This is a genomic window from Halomonas sp. WWR20 (genome assembly GCF_054602495.1).
In genome coordinates this window covers 49246-67886 of sequence record NZ_JBTRHR010000008.1, presented here as the reverse complement: position 1 = coordinate 67886, position 18641 = coordinate 49246, and the positions used below count along the sequence as shown (strand labels likewise).

Sequence of the window (18641 nt, the reverse complement as noted above, 5' to 3'; positions counted from 1 at the left end):
CGCAACCCGGAGGGTTTACGGTGTTCCAGAAACTTCTCATCGCCAACCGTGGCGAGATAGCTGTGCGCATTGTACGCGCTTGCGCAGAGATGGGCATCCGTTCGGTCGCGATTTACACCGAACCGGATCGCTTCGCGCTACACGTCAAGCGCGCCGACGAAGCCCACTTCGTGGGTGACGATCCGCTGGCAGGCTACCTGGACCCGCGACGGATCGTCGATCTCGCCCGTGAAACAGGCTGCGACGCAATTCATCCCGGCTACGGCTTCCTTTCCGAGAATGCCGATTTTGCACGCATCTGTGCCGAGGCGGGGATTGCCTTCGTCGGTCCCGACACCAAGGTGATCGCGCGAATGGGGGACAAGACGGCGGCGCGTACCGCAATGCGTGAAGCGGGTGTGCCGGTCACGCCAGGCTCCGAGAACAACCTAGCCTCATGTGAGGAGGCCTTGAACCTGGCCGAAACCATCGGGTATCCGGTCATGCTCAAGGCCACTTCCGGCGGTGGCGGTCGCGGCATTCGTCGTTGCGACACGCCGGCCCAGTTGAACCAGGCTTGGAATCGCGTCATCTCCGAGGCCACCAAGGCGTTCGGCTCGGCCGACGTGTTCATGGAAAAGTGCATCGTCGACCCACATCACATCGAGGTGCAGATTCTCGCCGACCGACATGGCGGAGTGATACATCTCTTCGAGCGCGACTGCTCCATCCAGCGTCGTAACCAGAAGCTGATCGAGATCGCGCCCAGCCCCCAACTGACGCCGGAACAGCGCTCCTACGTGGGCGAGATGGCCGTCCGTGCCGCGGCGGCGGTCGGCTATGAGAACGCGGGCACCGTGGAGTTCCTCGTCAAGGGGAACGAGGTGTACTTCATGGAAATGAACACGCGCGTCCAAGTCGAGCATACCATCACCGAGTCGATTACCGGCGTGGACATCGTGCGCGAACAGATCCGGATCGCCGCAGGGCTAAAGCTGGCGTTTCGTCAGGAAGACATTCAGCACCACGGTTTCGCCATTCAGTTCCGCATCAATGCCGAGGACCCCAAGAACGACTTCCTGCCTTCCTTCGGCCGTATCACGCGCTACTACGCACCCGGTGGGCCGGGTGTGCGCACCGATACGGCAATCTATACCGGCTATACCATTCCGCCGTATTTCGACTCCATGTGCCTAAAGCTCATTGTCTGGGGCATGACCTGGGAGGAAACGCTCGATCGCGGCATCCGCGCTCTCAACGACATGCGCCTGCAGGGGGTGAAAACCACCGCGCCGTACTATCAGGAAATCCTGCGTCATCCCGATTTCCGCAGCGGCCATTTCAACACCGGCTTCGTGCCGGCACATCCTGAGCTGCTGAATTATTCGGTAAAGCGTAACCCTGAAGAAGTCGCCCTGGCCATCGCCGCCGCCATCGCCGCACATGCCGGCCTGTAAGGAGAGAGCCCCATGAACCACAAGGTCAACATCACGGATGTCGTGCTGCGCGACGGCCACCAATCGCTTATCGCTACACGCCTGCGTACCGAGGATATGCTGCCGATTTGCGGCAAGCTCGACGCCATCGGCTATCACTCGCTGGAGGTCTGGGGCGGCGCGACCTTCGATGCCTGCGTCCGGTTTTTGAAGGAGGATCCCTGGGGCCGGCTGGCGGCGCTCAAGGAGGCGCTGCCCAACACGCCGCTGCAGATGCTGCTGCGCGGTCAGAACCTGCTCGGCTATCGGCATTATGCCGACGATGTGGTCGAGCGCTTCGTCGCCAAATCGGCGGAGAACGGCATCGACATCTTCCGCATCTTCGACGCGCTGAACGACCTGCGCAACCTGGAAACTGCCATGCGCGCTGTCAAGGCCAGCGGCAAGCATGCCCAAGGCACCCTCTGCTACACGGTCAGCCCGGTGCACACACTGGCGATGTATGTCGACCAGGCCAAGCGGCTAGTCGATATGGGCGCCGACTCCATCGCCATCAAGGACATGGCCGGCCTGTTGACCCCCTATGCCACGGCAGAATTGGTGGCGGCGCTGATCGAGGCCGTTGAGGTACCGGTGCATCTGCACGCTCATGCAACGTCGGGTCTGGCACCGATGTGCCAGATCAAGGCCGTGGAAGCCGGTTGCCGGCATATCGATACCTGCATTTCGGCGTTTGCGGGCGGCACCAGCCATCCGGCGACCGAATCCATGGTCGCCGCCTTTCAGGGCAGCGACTACGAGACCGGCCTCGACCTTGAGGCACTCAAGGAGATCGGCGACTACTTTCGCGAGGTACGCAAGAAATACGCCGCGTTCGAGAGTGAGTTCACCCGCGAGGATGTCTCGGTGCAGATCAATCAGGTGCCGGGCGGCATGATGTCCAACCTGGCCAACCAGTTGAAGGAGCAAAACGCTCTATCCAAGATCCGCGAGGTGTTCGACGAGATTCCCCGGGTGCGTGCCGATCTCGGCTACCCGCCGCTGGTGACGCCCACTTCGCAGATCGTGGGTACCCAGGCGGTCATGAACGTGCTGATGGGCAGCCGTTACAAGTCGATCACCAATGAAGTCAAGCGCTACCTGTTGGGCGGGTATGGGCAGCCGCCGGCCGCGGTAGACGACAATGTCCGCCGCTTGGCGATCGGTAACCAGCCGGTAGAGGAGGGGCGCCCGGCGGATCGCCTGACGTCTGAGATGTCGCGCCTGGCGCGAGAGATCGGCGACTTGGCCACCACCGAAGAAGACGTGCTGACCTTTGCCATGTTCCCCGATCTGGGCCGCGACTTTCTGCAAGGGCGCCGTGACGGTACCCTAACGCCCGAGGCGCTGCCCAACCCCGCCGAAACCTCGGGGCGTCCGGTGACCGAAGGGACGCCGACCGAGTTCGTCATCGATGTGCACGGGGAGTCCTACGAGGTACAGATCACCGGTGTCGGGCGCAACATGGGCGGCAAGCGACAGGTCTACCTGACTCTGGATGGTATGCCTGAGGAAGTGATTTTCGAGGCCAAGGACGATTTTGTCAGCGCTCAGGCTTCCGGGCGTGCCCGCGCAACCTCACCGGGGCATGTCACCACCTCGATGCCGGGAAATATCGTGGATGTCCTGGTCGCCGAGGGGGATAGCGTTACCGAGGGACAGGCCGTGCTGATTACCGAGGCGATGAAGATGGAAACCGAGGTGCAGGCGCACATTTCGGGGAGCGTCAAGGCGATCCACGTGGCCAAGGGCGATCGTGTCACACCCGGCGAGGTGCTTATCGAGATCGAATAGGGGGACGGGTTCTCTCTGTGACCCCGGCCTGTCCGGGGTTTTTATGCGTGCGAAGTTTTGTGCTGCCAGAGTGCAGCGGTATCGGAGAGCCCGGCAGGGTATGACGAATCCGGCCCGGGCTCGTGTGGGGACGCGCCTTATTCGCCACGCGGTGTGGCGTTGATCTTATGCAGCGACAAGTCCGCGCCCTGGTATTCCTGTTCTTCGGAAAGGCGTATCCCGACACTGGCTTTGAGTCCGCCATACACGATCACGCCCGCGATCAATGCCAGGATAATGCCTCCCAGCGTGCCAATCAGCTGGGCGATGAAACTGACATCCCCCAGGCCGCCCAGTGCGCTCTGACCAAAGATTCCGGCGGCAATGCCACCCCAGGCGCCGCAAATGCCGTGTAGCGGCCATACACCGAGTACATCGTCGATCTTCCAGCGATTCTGAGTCAGGGTGAATAGCCAGACGAAAATAGCACCAGCGATCAAGCCCGTGGCCAGGGCACCCAGCGGATGCATCAGGTCGGAGCCGGCGCACACCGCGACCAGGCCCGCCAGTGGGCCGTTATGGATGAACCCAGGATCGTTGCGCCCGGTTATCATAGCCGCGAGGATGCCGCCCACCATGGCCATCAACGAGTTGACGGCGACCAGGCCGCTGATGTCCTCCAGCGTCTGGGCCGACATGACGTTGAAGCCGAACCAGCCGACGGTCAATGTCCATGCGCCCAAGGCGAGAAAAGGAATGCTGGACGGAGGATGAGCGGCTACGGCGCCATGGCGGGGATAACGTCCCTTGCGCGGGCCGAGCAGCAGCACGGCGACCAGCGCGACCCAGCCGCCAAAGCCATGTACGACCACCGAGCCGGCAAAATCGTGAAAGGCATGACCGAAGCTGGCTTCAAGCCACGCCTGAACGCCAAGATTGCCGTTCCAGACCAAGCCCTCGAAGATCGGGTACGCCACTCCCACCAGCAGCAGCGTGGCGGTGAATTGCGGATAAAAACGCGCCCGCTCGGCGATGCCGCCGGAAATGATCGCCGGTATCGCGGCGGCGAAAGTCAGCAGAAAGAAGAACCTGACCAGTCCGTAACCATGATCGGCGGCTAGCGTGGCGGCATCGCTGAAGAAGCCGCTGCCATAGGCCAGCGCATAACCCAGCGTGAAATAGGCGACCGTAGAGGCGGCAAAATCGGTAATGATCTTGACTAGGGCATTGACCTGATTCTTGGCACGGACGGTGCCGACCTCAAGAAAGGCGAAGCCGGCATGCATGGCCAGCACCATGCAGGCGCCCAGAAGAAGGAAAAGAACGTCAGCGCTGGAAGGAGTCGGCATTGGGATGTACCTGTCATTCTCGTTGGAAAAGGCCGCAAACTGACTGTGCGGCGTGCATCGAGATTAGCTATGCACAAAATATGCCTATAATAATGGGTAGTTAAATCAATGGTTTATTCACGCATGCATTTTTTTGATGCATATTTGGCATTAATTTGGTGCATTGCCGGGGTGGCATGGGCCATTGTGGTGCAGAAGAAGTCGCCGATGTCTTTCAAGAGTGCACACAAGGCTGATGACGCACGATATCGGCTAGACAATGACGGGGAGACATGCAGTGTTCGGTCTTACGCTACGTCAGAAAATTACGAAAAAGGAGTTGAGCCAGAATGCGCTGTCCAGCGCATTCTGGCTCAACGTGGAGCGGCGGCGGGGGGCGCACCAGGCATCTGTCAGGTGCGGGTGCGTTCGGCGACCCACTGGTCCGAGTCGGGAACGTTGACGCGATAGTCCTCCTCCAAATACGGCGAGCCGATCATGAAATCGGCACTGGCCGCGTTGCAAGCAACAGGAATATTCCATAGCGCGGCCAAACGCAGCAGAGCCTTGACATCCGGATCGTGCGGCATGGGGGCAAAGGGATCCCAGAAGAACACCAGCATATCCAGGCGGCTTTCGGTGATCCGCGCACCAATCTGCTGGTCTCCCCCCAGCGGACCGCTCATCAGGCCCTCGACGACAATCCCGAGAGCGTCGGAAACGCGGCGGGCCGTGGTGCCGGTGCCCACCAGTTCGTGCCTGGCCAGGGTCTCGCGCCAGCGGCCCGCCCACTCCAGTAGCTCCTCCTTCTTGCCGTCATGAGCGATCAGGGCGATTCGCTTACGTGCCGGCAGGGTGCGCGTCGCCTGACGGCGCGGGCGATGTTCAATCACGCTCGGTGCCTACCTGGATGATCTTGAAGGTATTGGTGCCCCCATGAGCATTCATGTGGTCGCCGCGGGTGAGAATGACATGGTCGCCGTCATGGGCAATGTTACGCTTGACCAGCTCCTGAATCGCTGCGCTGTTGATGCGATCCGAATCGATATGGTCACTATCAAAGGGCAGAGACACCACGCCACGATATAGCGCCATGCGCCGTTGGGCGACGGGATCCTGAGCCAGCGCGACGATGGGCAGGCCGGAGCGGATGCGTGAGGCGATCAGCGGTGTGTAACCGGTCGAGGTCAGGCAGGCGATGGCGGCAACGCCGGAGAGGTGATTGGCTGCGTACATCGCCGACAATGCCACCGTCTCGTCAGTCCGGGTGAAACCTTCGTGAATGCGATGCTGGGACTGCTGGGCGGCCCGTTCGCGCTCGGCGCCCAGGCACAGGCGATGCATGGCTTCCACGGTTTCCACCGGATAGTCGCCTGCCGCCGTTTCGGCGGAGAGCATTACCGCGTCGGTGCCGTCGAGCACGGCATTGGCCACGTCGAAGACCTCGGCACGGGTCGGCAGCGGTGCGCTGATCATCGACTCCATCATCTGCGTGGCGGTAATGACCAGCTTGTTGAGACTGCGCGCACGGCCGATGATGCGTTTTTGCACGCCAATCAGCTGGGCGTCGCCGATTTCCACGCCGAGATCGCCGCGGGCCACCATCACTGCCTCGGAGGCGCGGATGATGTCGTCGAGCACTTCGGGGTCGGCAACGGCTTCGGCACGCTCGATCTTGGCTACCAGACCGATTTCCTTGCCGGCATCGCCCAGCAACTCGCGGGCCAGTTGCATGTCGGCGGCATGACGCGGGAAGGAGACCGCCAGGTAATCGACGCCGATGGCAATGGCGGTCTTGAGGTCTTCCTTGTCCTTGTCGGTGAGCGCTTCGGCCGACAGCCCGCCGCCTTGCTTGTTGATACCCTTGTTGTTGGACAGCTTGCCGCCGACGCGAACGGTGGTGTGGACCTTGGGAGGTTCCACGCGCTCGACCACCAGTTCCAGACGACCATCATCGAGCAACAGAATGTCTTGCGGAGCGACATCTTCGGCAAGCTGCTTGTAGTCGCAGCCGACGTGTTCGGTGTTGCCGGCATCCCGGTCGAGGGAAACGTCCAGCACGAACGGTTGGCCCTCCTCAAGGTGCACGGCGCCTTCGGCAAAGCGGGCAATGCGAATCTTGGGACCCTGCAGGTCGCCTAGCGCGGCGACGCAGCGGCCATGACGGGCGGCGATTTCGCGCACTGCTGCCAGGCGGCGGCGGTGATCATCGGCACTGCCATGAGAAAAGTTTAGACGTACCACATCGACGCCGGCGGCGATCATCTCCTCCAGCACGCCTTCCCGGTCGCTGGCCGGTCCTAGGGTGGCAACGATCTTGGTGCGGCGGATTGGACCATGAAACGCGTTTTGCATCGGGTTCTCCTTGGCCTGTCTCAGGGGGCGATAGTGGAGTGGAGAGACACTGCATGTGGTGATTTTACTACATTGTGCTGTCGCTGCCGAGGTCGGCGTATGAGTAACGTCATTCTAGGCGGTATCACTCTCGGATAATGAAGAGAAAGCCTCAGGGAGAATAGGGGTTTAAATATACAGCATCGCCAATGTCATGATGGAGAGACTTGCTGTTCTGATGAGCCTGTGTCTAGTGTTCATGGCACGATGATTGTCGATACGGGCATTGTCGAGCAGGTCGGCTGTCCCCATATTGCCAAGCTGGCCTGGATACGCCTTCAGCGGGCTTGGCTCCGTGGCAGCGGCTGATCATAAAGGGCTTTGGGGCTAACGTAACGACGTTAACGCTCCTTGTACGCTGTGTAACGACTGGCGTGGTCGGCAGTGCTGGGTTAGGGTAAGCGCATTTTTCCCGCCGGGATGCTCCCGGACGCGATGAACATAAAGCCGTTGACGCAGGTCGGCGGCTCGGAGAAACGGAGCACTATGGGCAAGTCACTGGTCATCGTCGAGTCGCCGGCCAAGGCCAAGACGATCAATAAGTACCTCGGGAACGACTTCGTCGTGAAATCGAGCGTGGGGCATATTCGCGACCTGCCGACCAGTGGCTCCGGCAAGACTGCCAGCGACCCCAAGGAACGTGCCCGTCAAGCCGCGGCGACACGCAAGATGTCGCCGGAAGAAAAGGCGGTATACAAGAAGCAGAAGGGCTGGACGCAGTTGGTACGGCGCATGGGCATCGATCCGGAGCATGGCTGGGCGGCTCAGTACGAGACCTTGCCCGGCAAGGAGAAGGTCGTCGCCGAGCTCAAGAAGCTTGCCGAAAAGGCGGATACCGTTTACCTCGCCACCGACTTGGACCGCGAAGGAGAGGCCATCGCCTGGCATCTCAAGGAAACCATCGGCGGCGACGATTCGCGCTATCGACGCGTGGTGTTCAACGAGATCACCAAGAACGCCATTCAAGAGGCATTCAAGACGCCGGGTGCGCTCAACATACCGCGTGTCGAGGCCCAGCAGACCCGGCGTTTCCTGGATCGCGTGGTCGGCTTCATGCTCTCGCCCTTGCTCTGGAGCAAGGTGGCCCGCGGACTGTCCGCCGGACGTGTGCAGTCGGTGGCTGTGCGCCTGATCGTCGAGCGTGAGCGCGAAATCCGTGCCTTTGTCCCTGAAGAGTTCTGGGATGTGCATGCCGATCTGGTCAGCCAACAGGGCGAACCCATCCGTTTCGAGCTGGTTCGTCAGGAGGGGCAGGCATTTCGCCCCCGCTCCGAGAAGGAAACGCTGGAGCGCATCGAGGCGCTGCGTAAGGCACCGCTGGAGATCACCGAGCGTGAAACCAAGCCGACGCGCTCCAAGCCGACGGCACCGTTCATTACCTCGACCTTGCAGCAGGCCGCTAGCGGGCGGCTCGGCTTCTCGGTCAAGAAAACCATGATGATGGCGCAGCGCCTTTATGAGGCGGGGCACATCACCTACATGCGTACCGATTCGACCAACCTTTCCAAGGAAGCCGTGGATAGCGTGCGTGGCTACATCGAGGACAGCTTCGGCAAGGCGTACCTGCCCGAGGCTCCCAACCGCTACTCCAGCAAGGAAGGCGCGCAGGAAGCGCACGAAGCCATTCGTCCTTCGGATGTGAACCGACGTGCCGATTCCCTGGAGGGTATGGAGCGTGATGCGCAGCGCCTGTACGAGTTGATCTGGCGCCAGTTCGTCGCTTGCCAGATGACACCGGCGGAATATCTGTCGACGACGCTGACCATCGAGACCCAAGGCTACGAGCTCAGGGCCAAGGGGCGCGTGCTCAAGTTCGATGGCTATACCCGGGTCATGAAACCGGCCGGCAAGAAGGATGACGATCAATCGCTGCCGGATATCGATAAGGGGGAAGTGCTGTCGCTCGACACACTCGATCCACAGCAGCACTTCACCAAGCCCTCGCCGCGCTACACTGAGGCAAGTTTGGTCAAGGAACTCGAGAAACGTGGCATCGGCCGGCCTTCGACATATGCCTCGATCATCTCGACCATTCAGGATCGCGGCTACGTCAAGCTCGAGAATCGGCGTTTTTATGCCGAGAAGCTCGGCGATATCGTCACGGATCGCCTTGCCGAGTCGTTCAGCGATCTGATGGATTACAGCTTTACGGCGCGGATGGAGGACAACCTCGACGAAGTTGCCGAGGGCGAGCGCAACTGGCGTGAACTTCTCGATGCGTTCTACGCCGATTTCAAGGCCAAGCTCGAGCATGCCGAGGGCGAGGAGGGCATGCGGCCCAACCAGCCGGTTCCCACGGACATCGATTGCCCCCATTGCGGGCGCAAGATGCAGATCCGTACCGCCTCGACAGGCGTCTTCCTGGGGTGCTCGGGGTACAATCTGCCGCCCAAGGAGCGCTGCAAGACCACTATCGATCTTATCCCTGGCGAAGAGGCCGTAGCGGAAGACGCCAACGAAGAAGCGGAAACGGATGCCCTGCGTGCCAAGCGCCGCTGTCCCAAATGCGGCACGGCCATGGATAGCTACCTGATCGACGAGACTCGTAAGCTGCATATTTGCGGTAACAGCCCGGATTGCGGCGGTCATGAAGTCGAAACCGGTCGTTTCCGCCTCAAGGGCTACGAGGGGCCGGTCATCGAGTGCGACAAGTGCGGTAGCGAAATGCAGCTCAAGTCGGGGCGCTTCGGCAAGTACTTCGGATGTACCAATGAGAACTGCAAGAACACCCGCAAGCTGCTCAAGAGCGGTGAAGTGGCGCCGCCCAAGATGGATCCCATTCCCATGCCCGAGCTGGCCTGTCAGAAGGTAGAGGATCATTATGTTCTGCGCGACGGGGCCAGCGGACTGTTTCTGGCTGCCAGCCAGTTCCCCAAGAACCGCGAAACCCGCCCGCCACTGGTCAAGGAGCTTAAGGCCCATGCCCAGGAATTGCCCGAAAAGTACCACTTCCTGCTTAAGGCGCCGAGCGAGGACCCTGACGGACGCCCGGCGCAGATCCGTTTCTCGCGCAAGACCAAGAGTCAGTACGTGATGAGCGAAGAGGAGGGCAAGGCCACCGGCTGGCGGGCACTGTTCGAGGACGGGCGTTGGCAGGTCGAGGACAAGCGCAAGTGAGTTCGATGCCAAGCCCCGTAGGAGGTCGCCGATGACACCACGCGGACGCACCAATCAATTGCTGTATCAGGCCGAGCTGTTGCTGAGCATGGGCCATGAGACGGACCTCGAAGACGAGCACGTCGAAGCACGACGCCTGGCGCGGGAGGAGGGCTGTCTGGCACTGCTGGAGCTTGCCCTCAACGCCCTGCTGCGCGAAGTGACCGAACATGCCCGGCTGGCGCGTCACGAGTGGCGCGAGCTGCTTGTCGAGGGCGCTTCACCGGTTGCTGCGGTCATGGAGCTACGAGAAATTGCGACCCAGCCCGACAGCTGGCTGACGGTACTGTTGGCTCGCATCGAGGCATTGCATGGCGTGGAAGGTGCGGCGCGGCGCGAGACCCGCACGTCGTTAATCATTAGCGCCGAGCGCATCGCGCTGGGTGAAGAGCTGCAGTGGTGCCTGCGCGAATTCAAGGCGTTACTGCCGCGTCTGCGTGAAGCCAGTCTTGAATGGTGACGAAAACGCATGCAAATGGTAGGCTTGAAAAAAGGAACAACGACCATGGCGCTACGCCTTGGTCGTTTTTTGTTGGCCGCAACGATGAGAGGTAAATGTGTCCGATACCGCGATTCTGGAAATCGTTGAACTCGCCGACGGCGAGATCGTGCTCAGGCCTTCGGAAGGCAAGGGAGAAGCACTGGTCAGTATCCGCTTCTCTCAAGAGGCCGCTGAGCTACTGCGTCAGAGCCGCTTTGAGGTGGCGCGTGAAATGATCGATCATGCCATTACGCGTACCCACCTGTGGGATAGTGAGGACGACGAACCGCGGGAACCCGCCACTTTCCATTGATGCACGCTTTTCGCTGCAGATGCTTTCGCTGAAAAGTCCTATCCGAAGAAATCGACAGCGTCGTGCCGCACGGCGCTTGATCGCGGCACGGCCTGGCGTGATCTTGTGCTACTGGCATGGCCTCATCATTTACCCGCCTTCCCGTGTCATGTTCCACCCGTTAAGACTCTTCACTGGGGGCAGGAATGGAAAAAGTGGCTGTTTTCGTGGATGTTCAGAACATCTATTACACGACCCGGCAGATCTTTGGACGACACTTCGATTACAATGCCTTCTGGCGCAAAGCTACATCGAACCGGGAGGTCATCAAGGCCATCGCCTACGCCGTCGAGCGAGACGATGAAAAACAGCGTCAGTTTCAGAATATTCTGCGCGGGATTGGCTTCGAGGTGAAACTCAAACCCTTCATCCAGCGGCGCGACGGCTCGGCCAAGGGGGATTGGGACGTCGGCATCACGCTGGACGCCATCGAATACGCCGAGCAGGTCGAGAGGGTCATACTTCTATCGGGCGATGGTGACTTCGATCTGCTGGTGCATAAGATAAGACAGCGATTTCAGATTCCCGTCGAAGTGTATGGCGTGGACCGGCTGACCGCGAACTCGCTCATCCAGGCGGCCACTCGCTTCGTGCCCATTGACGGTCCTCTATTATTGCCTGCCAGACATGCGTAACGCCAAGGCTCGACAGCGGCAATAGCTGTCGCTGCCGGGAGCAATTGCGTACAATCGCGCCCTTTTCTCGCCCATGTCCCGCATGGGCTCTCTGACTGGACCCATTGTGATTTCCACCGCCAATATAACCATGCAGTTCGGGGCCCGGCCCCTGTTCGAAAACGTCTCCGTCAAGTTCGGCAACGGCAACCGTTATGGCCTGATCGGCGCCAACGGCTGCGGCAAGTCGACCTTCATGAAAATCCTCGGCGGTGATCTCGAGCCCTCGGGGGGGCAGGTGATGCTCGATAGCAGTATCCGGCTGGGCAAGTTGCGTCAGGACCAGTTCGCCTATGAAGACAGTAGCGTCATCGACACGGTCATCATGGGGCATACCGAGCTTGCCCGTGTAAAGACAGAGCGTGATCGCATCTACTCGCTGCCGGAAATGAGCGAGGCGGATGGCATGGCGGTCGCCGAGCTGGAAGTCGAGTTTGCCGAGTTCGACGGTTATACCGCCGAGGCGCGGGCCGGCGAGCTGTTGCTGGGGCTGGGGATTCCGCTGGAGCAACACTTCGGCCCGATGAGTGCCGTCGCCCCCGGCTGGAAACTGCGGGTACTCCTCGCTCAGGCACTGTTTTCCGATCCGGATGTACTGCTGCTCGATGAGCCGACCAACCATCTCGACATCAATACCATCCGTTGGTTGGAAGACATACTGACGGCGCGTAACAGTACGATGATCATCATCTCCCACGATCGTCACTTCCTGAACAGCGTCTGCACGCACATGGCCGACCTCGACTATGGCGAGCTGCGCCTGTTTCCGGGCAATTATGATGAATACATGACGGCTGCCACTGCGGCACGCGAGCGCTTGCATGCCGACAATGCCAAGAAGAAGGCGGAAATTGCCGAGTTGCAAACCTTCGTCAGCCGCTTCTCGGCCAACGCCTCCAAGGCCAAGCAGGCTACGTCGCGCCAGCGCAAGATCGACAAGATTCAGCTCGAAGAGGTCAAGCCCTCGAGCCGCGTCAGTCCGTTCATCCGCTTCGAGCAGAACAAGAAGATTCACCGCCAGGCGGTGGTCGTCGATAAGCTGACCAAGGGTTATGATGGCGCGCCGCTGTTCGAGCGGCTCGGCATGCAGATCGAAGCGGGCGAGCGGGTGGCGATCATCGGTCCCAACGGGATCGGCAAGACCACGTTACTCAACTGCCTGGTGGGGGCCCTGGTGCCCGATGCGGGCGAAGTGAAGTGGACCGATAGCGCCGAGGTAGGGTACTACGCGCAGGATCATGGTGACGAGTTCACCGACGGTGACAATCTGTTCGACTGGATGTCGCAGTGGACGTCGGGTGGGGAACAGCTGGTGCGCGGCACGCTGGGGCGCATGCTGTTTTCCAATGACGATATCTTGAAGTCGGTCAACGTCATTTCCGGGGGCGAGCAGGGACGTATGCTGTTCGGCAAGCTGATCCTCCAGAAGCCCAACGTGCTGGTGATGGACGAGCCCACCAACCACCTCGACATGGAATCCATCGAAGCGCTTAACCTGGCGCTGGACAATTATCCCGGCACGTTGATTTTCGTTAGCCATGACCGTGAATTCGTTTCATCGCTGGCGACGCGGATCATCGACATGCATGGCGAGGGTATTACCGACTTCAGCGGCAGCTACGAGGATTATCTGCGCAGTCAGGGCGTCAGCAGCTAACGAGCCGTAGATCTTTCACCGCACCGCCTGGCGACACCGCCCTCGGAACAGGCTTCATGCCTCGCTTCGGTTGACGTTCTGTCCTGCGAGGCTATGGTTATGATCGATGGGGTGTGGCTCGCTCTGTTGGGCTGTTTCTGAAACGGCCCTTCATGGCCGAGCGCATCTTATGGACATAACACGTGACGCGGCGGGTTGCGAAGGCTCCATAGAGGGCACGCAATATCGTCAGGCTGATGACCAAGGAGAGGATACTCGATGAATGCCATCGAACTGCTCACGGAAGATCATGAAAAGGTTCGCGGACTTCTCGCCCAACTGGTGGGCTCGACCGAGAGGGCGTCCAAGAAACGTCCTGAGTTGCTCGACAAGATCGAGCTGGAAGTGAGAGTCCATACTCAGATTGAAGAAGAAATCTTCTACCCCTCCTTTAAGGAGAGCAACGGTAAAGAGAACGACCGCATGTATTACGAGGCCTGGGAAGAGCACCGGGCAGTAGAAGAGCTCGTCCTGCCGGATCTCAAGAAAACCGATCCGGCCAGTACCCAGTTCTCCGGTCGGGCCAAGGTGCTCAAGGAATTGCTTGAGCACCATATGGAAGAAGAGGAAGAGGACATGTTCGAAATGGCGAGAAAGAGCATGTCAGAAAACCAGCTCAACGAGCTGGGTGAGCAAATGGCGGCGCGCAAGAAAGAACTCATGCAACAGGGCCTCTGAGCGGGCGGGTAGAGGTTCCCGCAACGTTGACGTCTGCTGTCGGTCATTTCAAAAGCCTCGGCTCGGTGAGCCGAGGCTTTTGTATGGTCCTGAACCTTTGGAGCGTGATATTTTCAGGGCTGCGTTACAGCGTACCTTTCTGGCATGGCCAGAAGAAAATAACCCCACTAGTAGGCAAGGGGCGATGCATGCAAAGCACCAGGCCCAAACGGCCGGTAAATCTCTATGAACGTTACCATGCCCACGTCTATTTCGATGCGATTAGCAAGGTGCAAGCGGTTTCGCTGTGTGAGCAAGCCGGCAGTAGCTTTCCTGTCACGGTCGGGCGTGTGCACTGCAAACGAGTAGGTCCCCATCCCTGCTGGAGCTGCCAACTGGCTTTCGATAGGAAAACGTTCGATCTGTTGATTCCTTGGTTGGAAAAAAATCGCCAAGGATTGAATATTCTCGTTCACGGTGTAACGGGCGATGATCTTCAAGATCATACCCAACATGCCATGTGGTTGGGCGATGCGGTGGCATTGAAGCTAAGTGTTTTTCAGCGCTGAGGCTTGAACACGGCGGGATTGCGGTGGCGAATCGTGTGGGAATTTCCTGACATGATGCTCGCTGCTTTTAGGTCAATGCTGGGAATCCGGTCATCAAGGGGCCAGGGATTCAAGAGCAGCCTCAAACGTACCCGTGTCGATGAGAGAAGAGAGTGTGTGCTCTATGAGCCAATTGAAGCGTGTCATCTGTATAGGGTGCTGGCTGTTATTACAGGCGGTACTCGTCTCTCCGGTGAGTGGTGACGAGAAAGCCGTCTGGCTGCTGATTGACGACAAGTCATCTACCTTGCATGTCTATCGAGGCGAACAGGAGATCGAGCGTTACCATCCTGTCTCGCTGGGCCGGGAAGGCGTCTCTCGATTACGTGTCAGCGGCGATAACAAGACGCCGACCGGGGAGTTTCGTATTAACTGGATTAACCGTGAAAGCCGCTTTCATATCTTTCTCGGCCTGGATTATCCTACCGTGGCTCATGCGCGCGAAGCACAGCAGGCTGGGATAATGAGTGATACTGAATTCGACCGTTATCTGAGCGATTACCGCCGCCATGGCGCTCCGCCTCAAGACACGATATTGGGAGGTAATATCGGCATTCACGGTCTGGGTGAAGGCGACCCGCGCATTCATGAGCGGTTTAACTGGACGCAGGGCTGCGTGGCGGTTACAAATGAGCAGATTGAGCAGCTAGCGAGGTGGGTTGGACTTGGCACGAGAGTCATCATCCGCTAGTTTTCTCAGTGAGGGCAGAAAATGTCCGCTCGATGCATTGACGTCAAGCTTGTATAATCGGCGTTGCAATTGCACGGAAAAGCCTGCCAAGCAGGCATTAGCTAACCAAGCAAGTGACTTCAAGGAGAAGAGCATGTCGACCCCAATCAAAACCACTCTCAAGCTTTCCGCTATTGGCCTGTCCATGGCTATTTTCGCGGGCTGTGCTGCAAGTGGTGGTGAGAAGACGTCACAGCAGGACCAGCAGGCCGCACAGTCGACTGAAACGCGCAATATGGCCCGTGAAGCGTTGAATACCGCCAACCAGGCGCAGCGCGATGCTCAGGCTGCCATGCAGGCCGCACAGCGTAACAGAGAGGAAATGGACCGGATGTTCCAGAGCTCCATGCGCAAGTGATTGTTTAGAGAATGTCCCCCAGGTAGGGGGACATTCTCTTCAGCATGCCTCAGGAAGACCCTGCCATCGGCAGGGTCTTCTGCGTTTCGCCCCACCAGTCCAGATTCGCCGCAACCTCCAGTCGGTCATACAGTGTCGTGTTCTCCGGCATCGCGGGTTCTTCCGCAACCAGGTGTATCGATTCGGGCAAGCCGTTAGGCGCCTCGACAATCTGGCGCAGGCGGGCGTAGTCCACCGGGTATTGCCGGTCTTTAACCGCGGTGGAGACGGCGTCTACCGCCTCGGTAATACGGGTAATGGAGGTTTCCTCCATTTCTTCCAGGCCCGGGTAAGCCTGGACATAAAGTTCGCCCTGGGACCAGCCGAGTTTGAACGGCGCATGTATCAAACGTACCTGAGTGCCCACGGGCAGTTTGGGAAACAACCGTTCGATATCCTCCGGCAGCATGCGAATACAACCGTGAGTGACGCGCATGCCCACGCCTTGAGGCCGGTTGGTTCCATGAATGAGATACCCAGGGATATCCAGGCGCATGGCGTATTGCCCGAGGGGGTTGTCGGGGCCGGCGGGAACGATACGTGGCAGATTATCGCCGCGTTCCGCATGCTCCTTGATGATCGATTCCGGCGGATACCATGCCGGATCCTTGACCTTGGCGACAATACGGGTCTCGCCCAGCGGCGTTGACCAGTCCATGCGGCCTACACTGATCGGGTAGGTCTCCACATGCACCGGTTCGTCGTCCGTGGCCGGCGGGTAATAGTACAGGCGCATTTCGGCGACATTGACCACAACCCCCTCGCGCGGGCCTGGCGGTAAAATGAAGCGGGTAGGAACGACAACTTCGGTTCCCTCACCCGGCAGCCAGGTGCGGGTCTCCGGGTTGGCCCGGCGCATCTCCTCGTAGCCGACTCCGTAACGTCGTCCGATGTCGATCAGCGTGTCCTCCTGCGTTGCCGTCGTAACCTGAACCTGACCGATGACATCGCCCTGTTCGGGCAAGGGATAATGGCCGACAGGCCACGATGTTTCCTCCGCTCTAACCAAGGAGGGTAGCAGCAGTGTGCTGCCTAGCAGTATCAAGAAGTACTTCGAGAGAGCCGGCATGTGCGATGACCTATGCTGTGACTGTACAGAATCGGCGATAAGCGCCGGTGCGGTATTCCGAGTATTTTCCGTTCCCTGGGGAACAGCAAGAGTGCCCTGAAAATGGCCTGTCGGCGGCAAGGCTGAAACCGCCATCTGGGACATATCGGCTCACCTCAGGACGAGTTTAGCGAAGCTTCGTCTGACGAAGCGCCGCTATGGCAGCCGGTGGGTGAAAGGATGCCGGAGTGGCATCGGCCCAGTAATTGCGGAAAACCACATGCTGAGGCATGCCTTCAAGCAATTCGCCGGGTTCCACGAAGGGAAACAGCGCCGCGTAGGATTGTATTTCGTTCTTCGACACGCGGCGCATGATGTGCTCCGGCCCCAGTTCCGCCGGGCTATGCAACCCGGCGGCGGCGAGCATTTCCGCCAGCGCCTTCAGCGTATTGTCGTGAAAATGATAGACTCGCGCACTTTTATCGGCGACATCCAGTTTGTTGCCACGCCGAGGGTTCTGCGTCGCCACTCCGCTGGGACAGCGGTCGGTATGGCATGACATGGCCTGAATGCAGCCCAGCGCGAACATGTAACCGCGTGCGGCATTGCACCAGTCCGCTCCCAATGCAATGGTGCGCGCGATGTCGAACGCTGACACCAGCTTGCCGGCAGCGCCGATAAAGATATGTTCGCGCAGGCGCGTGCCGACTAGGGTGTTGTGAACCAGCAGCAATGCTTCGGTCAGCGGCATGCCCAGACGGTTGATGAACTCGAGCGGCGCGGCGCCGGTGCCACCTTCGCCGCCATCCACTACGATGAAGTCCGGACGCTGTCCGCTTTCCAGCATGGCCTTGACCAGGGCAAACCATTCCCAGGGGTGGCCGATGGTCAGCTTGATTCCCACCGGCTTGCCGCCGCTGAGTTCACGCAGCCGGGCTATGAAGGCCATCATTTCCAGCGGCGTGCTGAAAGCCGAGTGGGCGTAAGGGGAAATCACGTCCCTGCCCACCGGGACGCCGCGGGCCTCGGCGATCTCTTCGGTGACCTTGGCGCCGGGAAGAATACCGCCGTGGCCGGGTTTGGCGCCCTGCGACAGTTTGATTTCGATCATCTTGACCTGTTGCAATGCGGCGTTCTTGATGAAACGTTCCTCGCTGAAGGTACCGTTGTCATTGCGGCAACCGAAATATCCCGAACCGATCTCCCAGACCAGATCCCCGCCATTTTCGCGATGATAGCGGGATATCGAGCCTTCTCCGGTGTCGTGATAGAAATTGCCCCGTTTGGCGCCGGCATTCAGAGCGCTGATGGCATTACCCGACAGCGAGCCAAAGCTCATCGCGGATATGTTAAAGATGCTCGTCGAGTACGGCTGCTCGCAGTCGGGCCCTATCGTGATGCGAAAATCATGGGACTCGATTGTCGCTGGCATCAGTGACGGGTTGATCCACTCATAACCCTCCTGGTACATATCCTTCAGCGAGCCGAAGGCCTTCTTGTCGAGGACATTCTTGGCGCGCTGGTATACTAGCGTGCGTTGTTCGCGTGAGTAGGGTTGCTCTTCCGTGTCGCTCTGAACGAAGTATTGACGGATTTCGGGACCAACGGACTCCAGGCTATAGCGCAGGTGAGCAAGAATCGGGTAGTTGCGGCTTACCGTATGGCGGCGCTGTTGCAGGTCGTAGGTGCCCAGCGCTGCAAGGAGCCCAAAGATCAGGACTCCCCAGCCCCAGGCAAATGTAAATGCCAGTCCCGTTAGGGATATCAGCAATCCAATGATGCTCAGGGTATAGATGCCGTAGCGAAGTGGAACCTTCGATAAGTTTGCCAGCATGTTTACGGATTCTCCTTATCCACGGTGCATTGGAGCGGTAGCGACCGGTATCTGGCCGA

General features: G+C 59.5%; 16 protein-coding genes. 11 read left to right on the top strand and 5 right to left on the bottom strand.

The window, feature by feature from the left end:
* Nucleotides 1–20 precede the first annotated feature (20 nt).
* Nucleotides 21–1436, top strand: a complete 1416-nt coding sequence (locus ACW4DH_RS15240) for an acetyl-CoA carboxylase biotin carboxylase subunit (RefSeq protein ID WP_459637257.1) — start codon at nt 21–23, stop codon at nt 1434–1436.
* Nucleotides 1437–1448: 12 nt separating this feature from the next.
* Nucleotides 1449–3248, top strand: a complete 1800-nt coding sequence (gene oadA, locus ACW4DH_RS15235; RefSeq protein ID WP_459637256.1) for a sodium-extruding oxaloacetate decarboxylase subunit alpha — start codon at nt 1449–1451, stop codon at nt 3246–3248.
* Between the two features lie 137 nt (nt 3249–3385).
* On the opposite strand, the gene ACW4DH_RS15230 is transcribed toward oadA, so the two are convergent.
* The 3 genes from ACW4DH_RS15230 to pyk all read right to left on the bottom strand — a co-directional run bounded on the left by ACW4DH_RS15230 (nt 3386) and on the right by pyk (nt 6910).
* Entirely contained in the window at nt 3386–4576 is a 1191-nt protein-coding gene (locus ACW4DH_RS15230) for an ammonium transporter (RefSeq protein ID WP_459637255.1), read from the bottom strand.
* A 392-nt stretch (nt 4577–4968) separates the two neighbouring features.
* The gene (locus ACW4DH_RS15225; protein ID WP_459637254.1) at nt 4969–5448 is read right to left on the bottom strand and encodes a methylglyoxal synthase; all 480 of its coding nucleotides are present in this window, start codon (nt 5446–5448) and stop codon (nt 4969–4971) included.
* On the bottom strand, nt 5441–6910 hold the full coding sequence (gene pyk, locus ACW4DH_RS15220) for a pyruvate kinase (protein ID WP_459637253.1): 1470 nt from the start codon (nt 6908–6910) through the stop codon (nt 5441–5443). Before pyk ends, ACW4DH_RS15225 begins: the two co-directional genes overlap by 8 nt.
* A 525-nt stretch (nt 6911–7435) precedes the next feature.
* On the opposite strand from pyk, the gene topA reads away from it, so the two are divergent.
* The 9 genes from topA (at nt 7436) to ACW4DH_RS15175 (ending at nt 15661) form a co-directional block, all read left to right on the top strand.
* Nucleotides 7436–10066: a type I DNA topoisomerase gene (topA, locus tag ACW4DH_RS15215; protein WP_459637252.1), complete on the top strand. Its 2631-nt coding sequence runs from the start codon at nt 7436–7438 to the stop codon at nt 10064–10066.
* 31 nt (nt 10067–10097) lie between these two features.
* Nucleotides 10098–10565, top strand: coding sequence for a DUF6586 family protein (locus tag ACW4DH_RS15210; protein WP_459637251.1), 468 nt, complete (start codon nt 10098–10100; stop codon nt 10563–10565).
* A gap of 97 nt (nt 10566–10662) precedes the next feature.
* The gene (locus tag ACW4DH_RS15205; protein WP_459637250.1) at nt 10663–10899 is read left to right on the top strand and encodes a hypothetical protein; all 237 of its coding nucleotides are present in this window, start codon (nt 10663–10665) and stop codon (nt 10897–10899) included.
* Nucleotides 10900–11084: 185 nt separating this feature from the next.
* Complete coding sequence (locus tag ACW4DH_RS15200) at nt 11085–11573, top strand: LabA-like NYN domain-containing protein (RefSeq protein WP_459637249.1); 489 nt, start codon at nt 11085–11087, stop codon at nt 11571–11573.
* A gap of 106 nt (nt 11574–11679) precedes the next feature.
* Nucleotides 11680–13269 carry an ABC-F family ATPase gene (locus ACW4DH_RS15195; protein WP_459637248.1) on the top strand — a complete coding sequence of 530 codons (1590 nt, stop codon included), beginning with the start codon at nt 11680–11682 and terminating at the stop codon, nt 13267–13269.
* Nucleotides 13270–13527: 258 nt separating this feature from the next.
* The gene (locus ACW4DH_RS15190) at nt 13528–13986 is read left to right on the top strand and encodes a hemerythrin domain-containing protein (RefSeq protein WP_459637247.1); all 459 of its coding nucleotides are present in this window, start codon (nt 13528–13530) and stop codon (nt 13984–13986) included.
* A 188-nt stretch (nt 13987–14174) separates the two neighbouring features.
* Nucleotides 14175–14534, top strand: a complete 360-nt coding sequence (locus tag ACW4DH_RS15185) for a DOPA 4,5-dioxygenase family protein (RefSeq protein ID WP_459637246.1) — start codon at nt 14175–14177, stop codon at nt 14532–14534.
* Between the two features lie 163 nt (nt 14535–14697).
* A complete protein-coding gene (locus ACW4DH_RS15180; protein WP_459637245.1) occupies nt 14698–15264 on the top strand; it encodes a L,D-transpeptidase family protein in 567 nt (188 codons plus the stop codon).
* 133 nt (nt 15265–15397) lie between these two features.
* Complete coding sequence (locus ACW4DH_RS15175) at nt 15398–15661, top strand: Lpp/OprI family alanine-zipper lipoprotein (protein WP_459637244.1); 264 nt, start codon at nt 15398–15400, stop codon at nt 15659–15661.
* 49 nt (nt 15662–15710) lie between these two features.
* On the opposite strand, the gene ACW4DH_RS15170 is transcribed toward ACW4DH_RS15175, so the two are convergent.
* Nucleotides 15711–16769, bottom strand: a complete 1059-nt coding sequence (locus ACW4DH_RS15170) for a L,D-transpeptidase family protein (RefSeq protein WP_459637243.1) — start codon at nt 16767–16769, stop codon at nt 15711–15713.
* Nucleotides 16770–16935: 166 nt separating this feature from the next.
* On the bottom strand, nt 16936–18582 hold the full coding sequence (locus ACW4DH_RS15165; RefSeq protein WP_459637242.1) for an FMN-binding glutamate synthase family protein: 1647 nt from the start codon (nt 18580–18582) through the stop codon (nt 16936–16938).
* Nucleotides 18583–18641: the final 59 nt, after the last annotated feature.

Excerpts from the sequence above, each read along its gene's own strand:
- ACW4DH_RS15210 (WP_459637251.1), top strand. The coding sequence starts at position 10,098 with ATGACACCACGCGGACGCACCAATCAATTGCTGTATCAGGCCGAGCTG.
- ACW4DH_RS15185 (WP_459637246.1), top strand. The coding sequence starts at position 14,175 with ATGCAAAGCACCAGGCCCAAACGGCCGGTAAATCTCTATGAACGTTAC.
- ACW4DH_RS15180 (WP_459637245.1), top strand. The coding sequence starts at position 14,698 with ATGAGCCAATTGAAGCGTGTCATCTGTATAGGGTGCTGGCTGTTATTA.
- oadA (WP_459637256.1), top strand. The coding sequence starts at position 1,449 with ATGAACCACAAGGTCAACATCACGGATGTCGTGCTGCGCGACGGCCAC.
- ACW4DH_RS15190 (WP_459637247.1), top strand. The coding sequence starts at position 13,528 with ATGAATGCCATCGAACTGCTCACGGAAGATCATGAAAAGGTTCGCGGA.
- topA (WP_459637252.1), top strand. The coding sequence starts at position 7,436 with ATGGGCAAGTCACTGGTCATCGTCGAGTCGCCGGCCAAGGCCAAGACG.
- ACW4DH_RS15170 (WP_459637243.1), bottom strand. The coding sequence starts at position 16,769 with ATGCCGGCTCTCTCGAAGTACTTCTTGATACTGCTAGGCAGCACACTG.
- ACW4DH_RS15230 (WP_459637255.1), bottom strand. The coding sequence starts at position 4,576 with ATGCCGACTCCTTCCAGCGCTGACGTTCTTTTCCTTCTTCTGGGCGCC.
- pyk (WP_459637253.1), bottom strand. The coding sequence starts at position 6,910 with ATGCAAAACGCGTTTCATGGTCCAATCCGCCGCACCAAGATCGTTGCC.
- ACW4DH_RS15175 (WP_459637244.1), top strand. The coding sequence starts at position 15,398 with ATGTCGACCCCAATCAAAACCACTCTCAAGCTTTCCGCTATTGGCCTG.
- ACW4DH_RS15165 (WP_459637242.1), bottom strand. The coding sequence starts at position 18,582 with ATGCTGGCAAACTTATCGAAGGTTCCACTTCGCTACGGCATCTATACC.
- ACW4DH_RS15200 (WP_459637249.1), top strand. The coding sequence starts at position 11,085 with ATGGAAAAAGTGGCTGTTTTCGTGGATGTTCAGAACATCTATTACACG.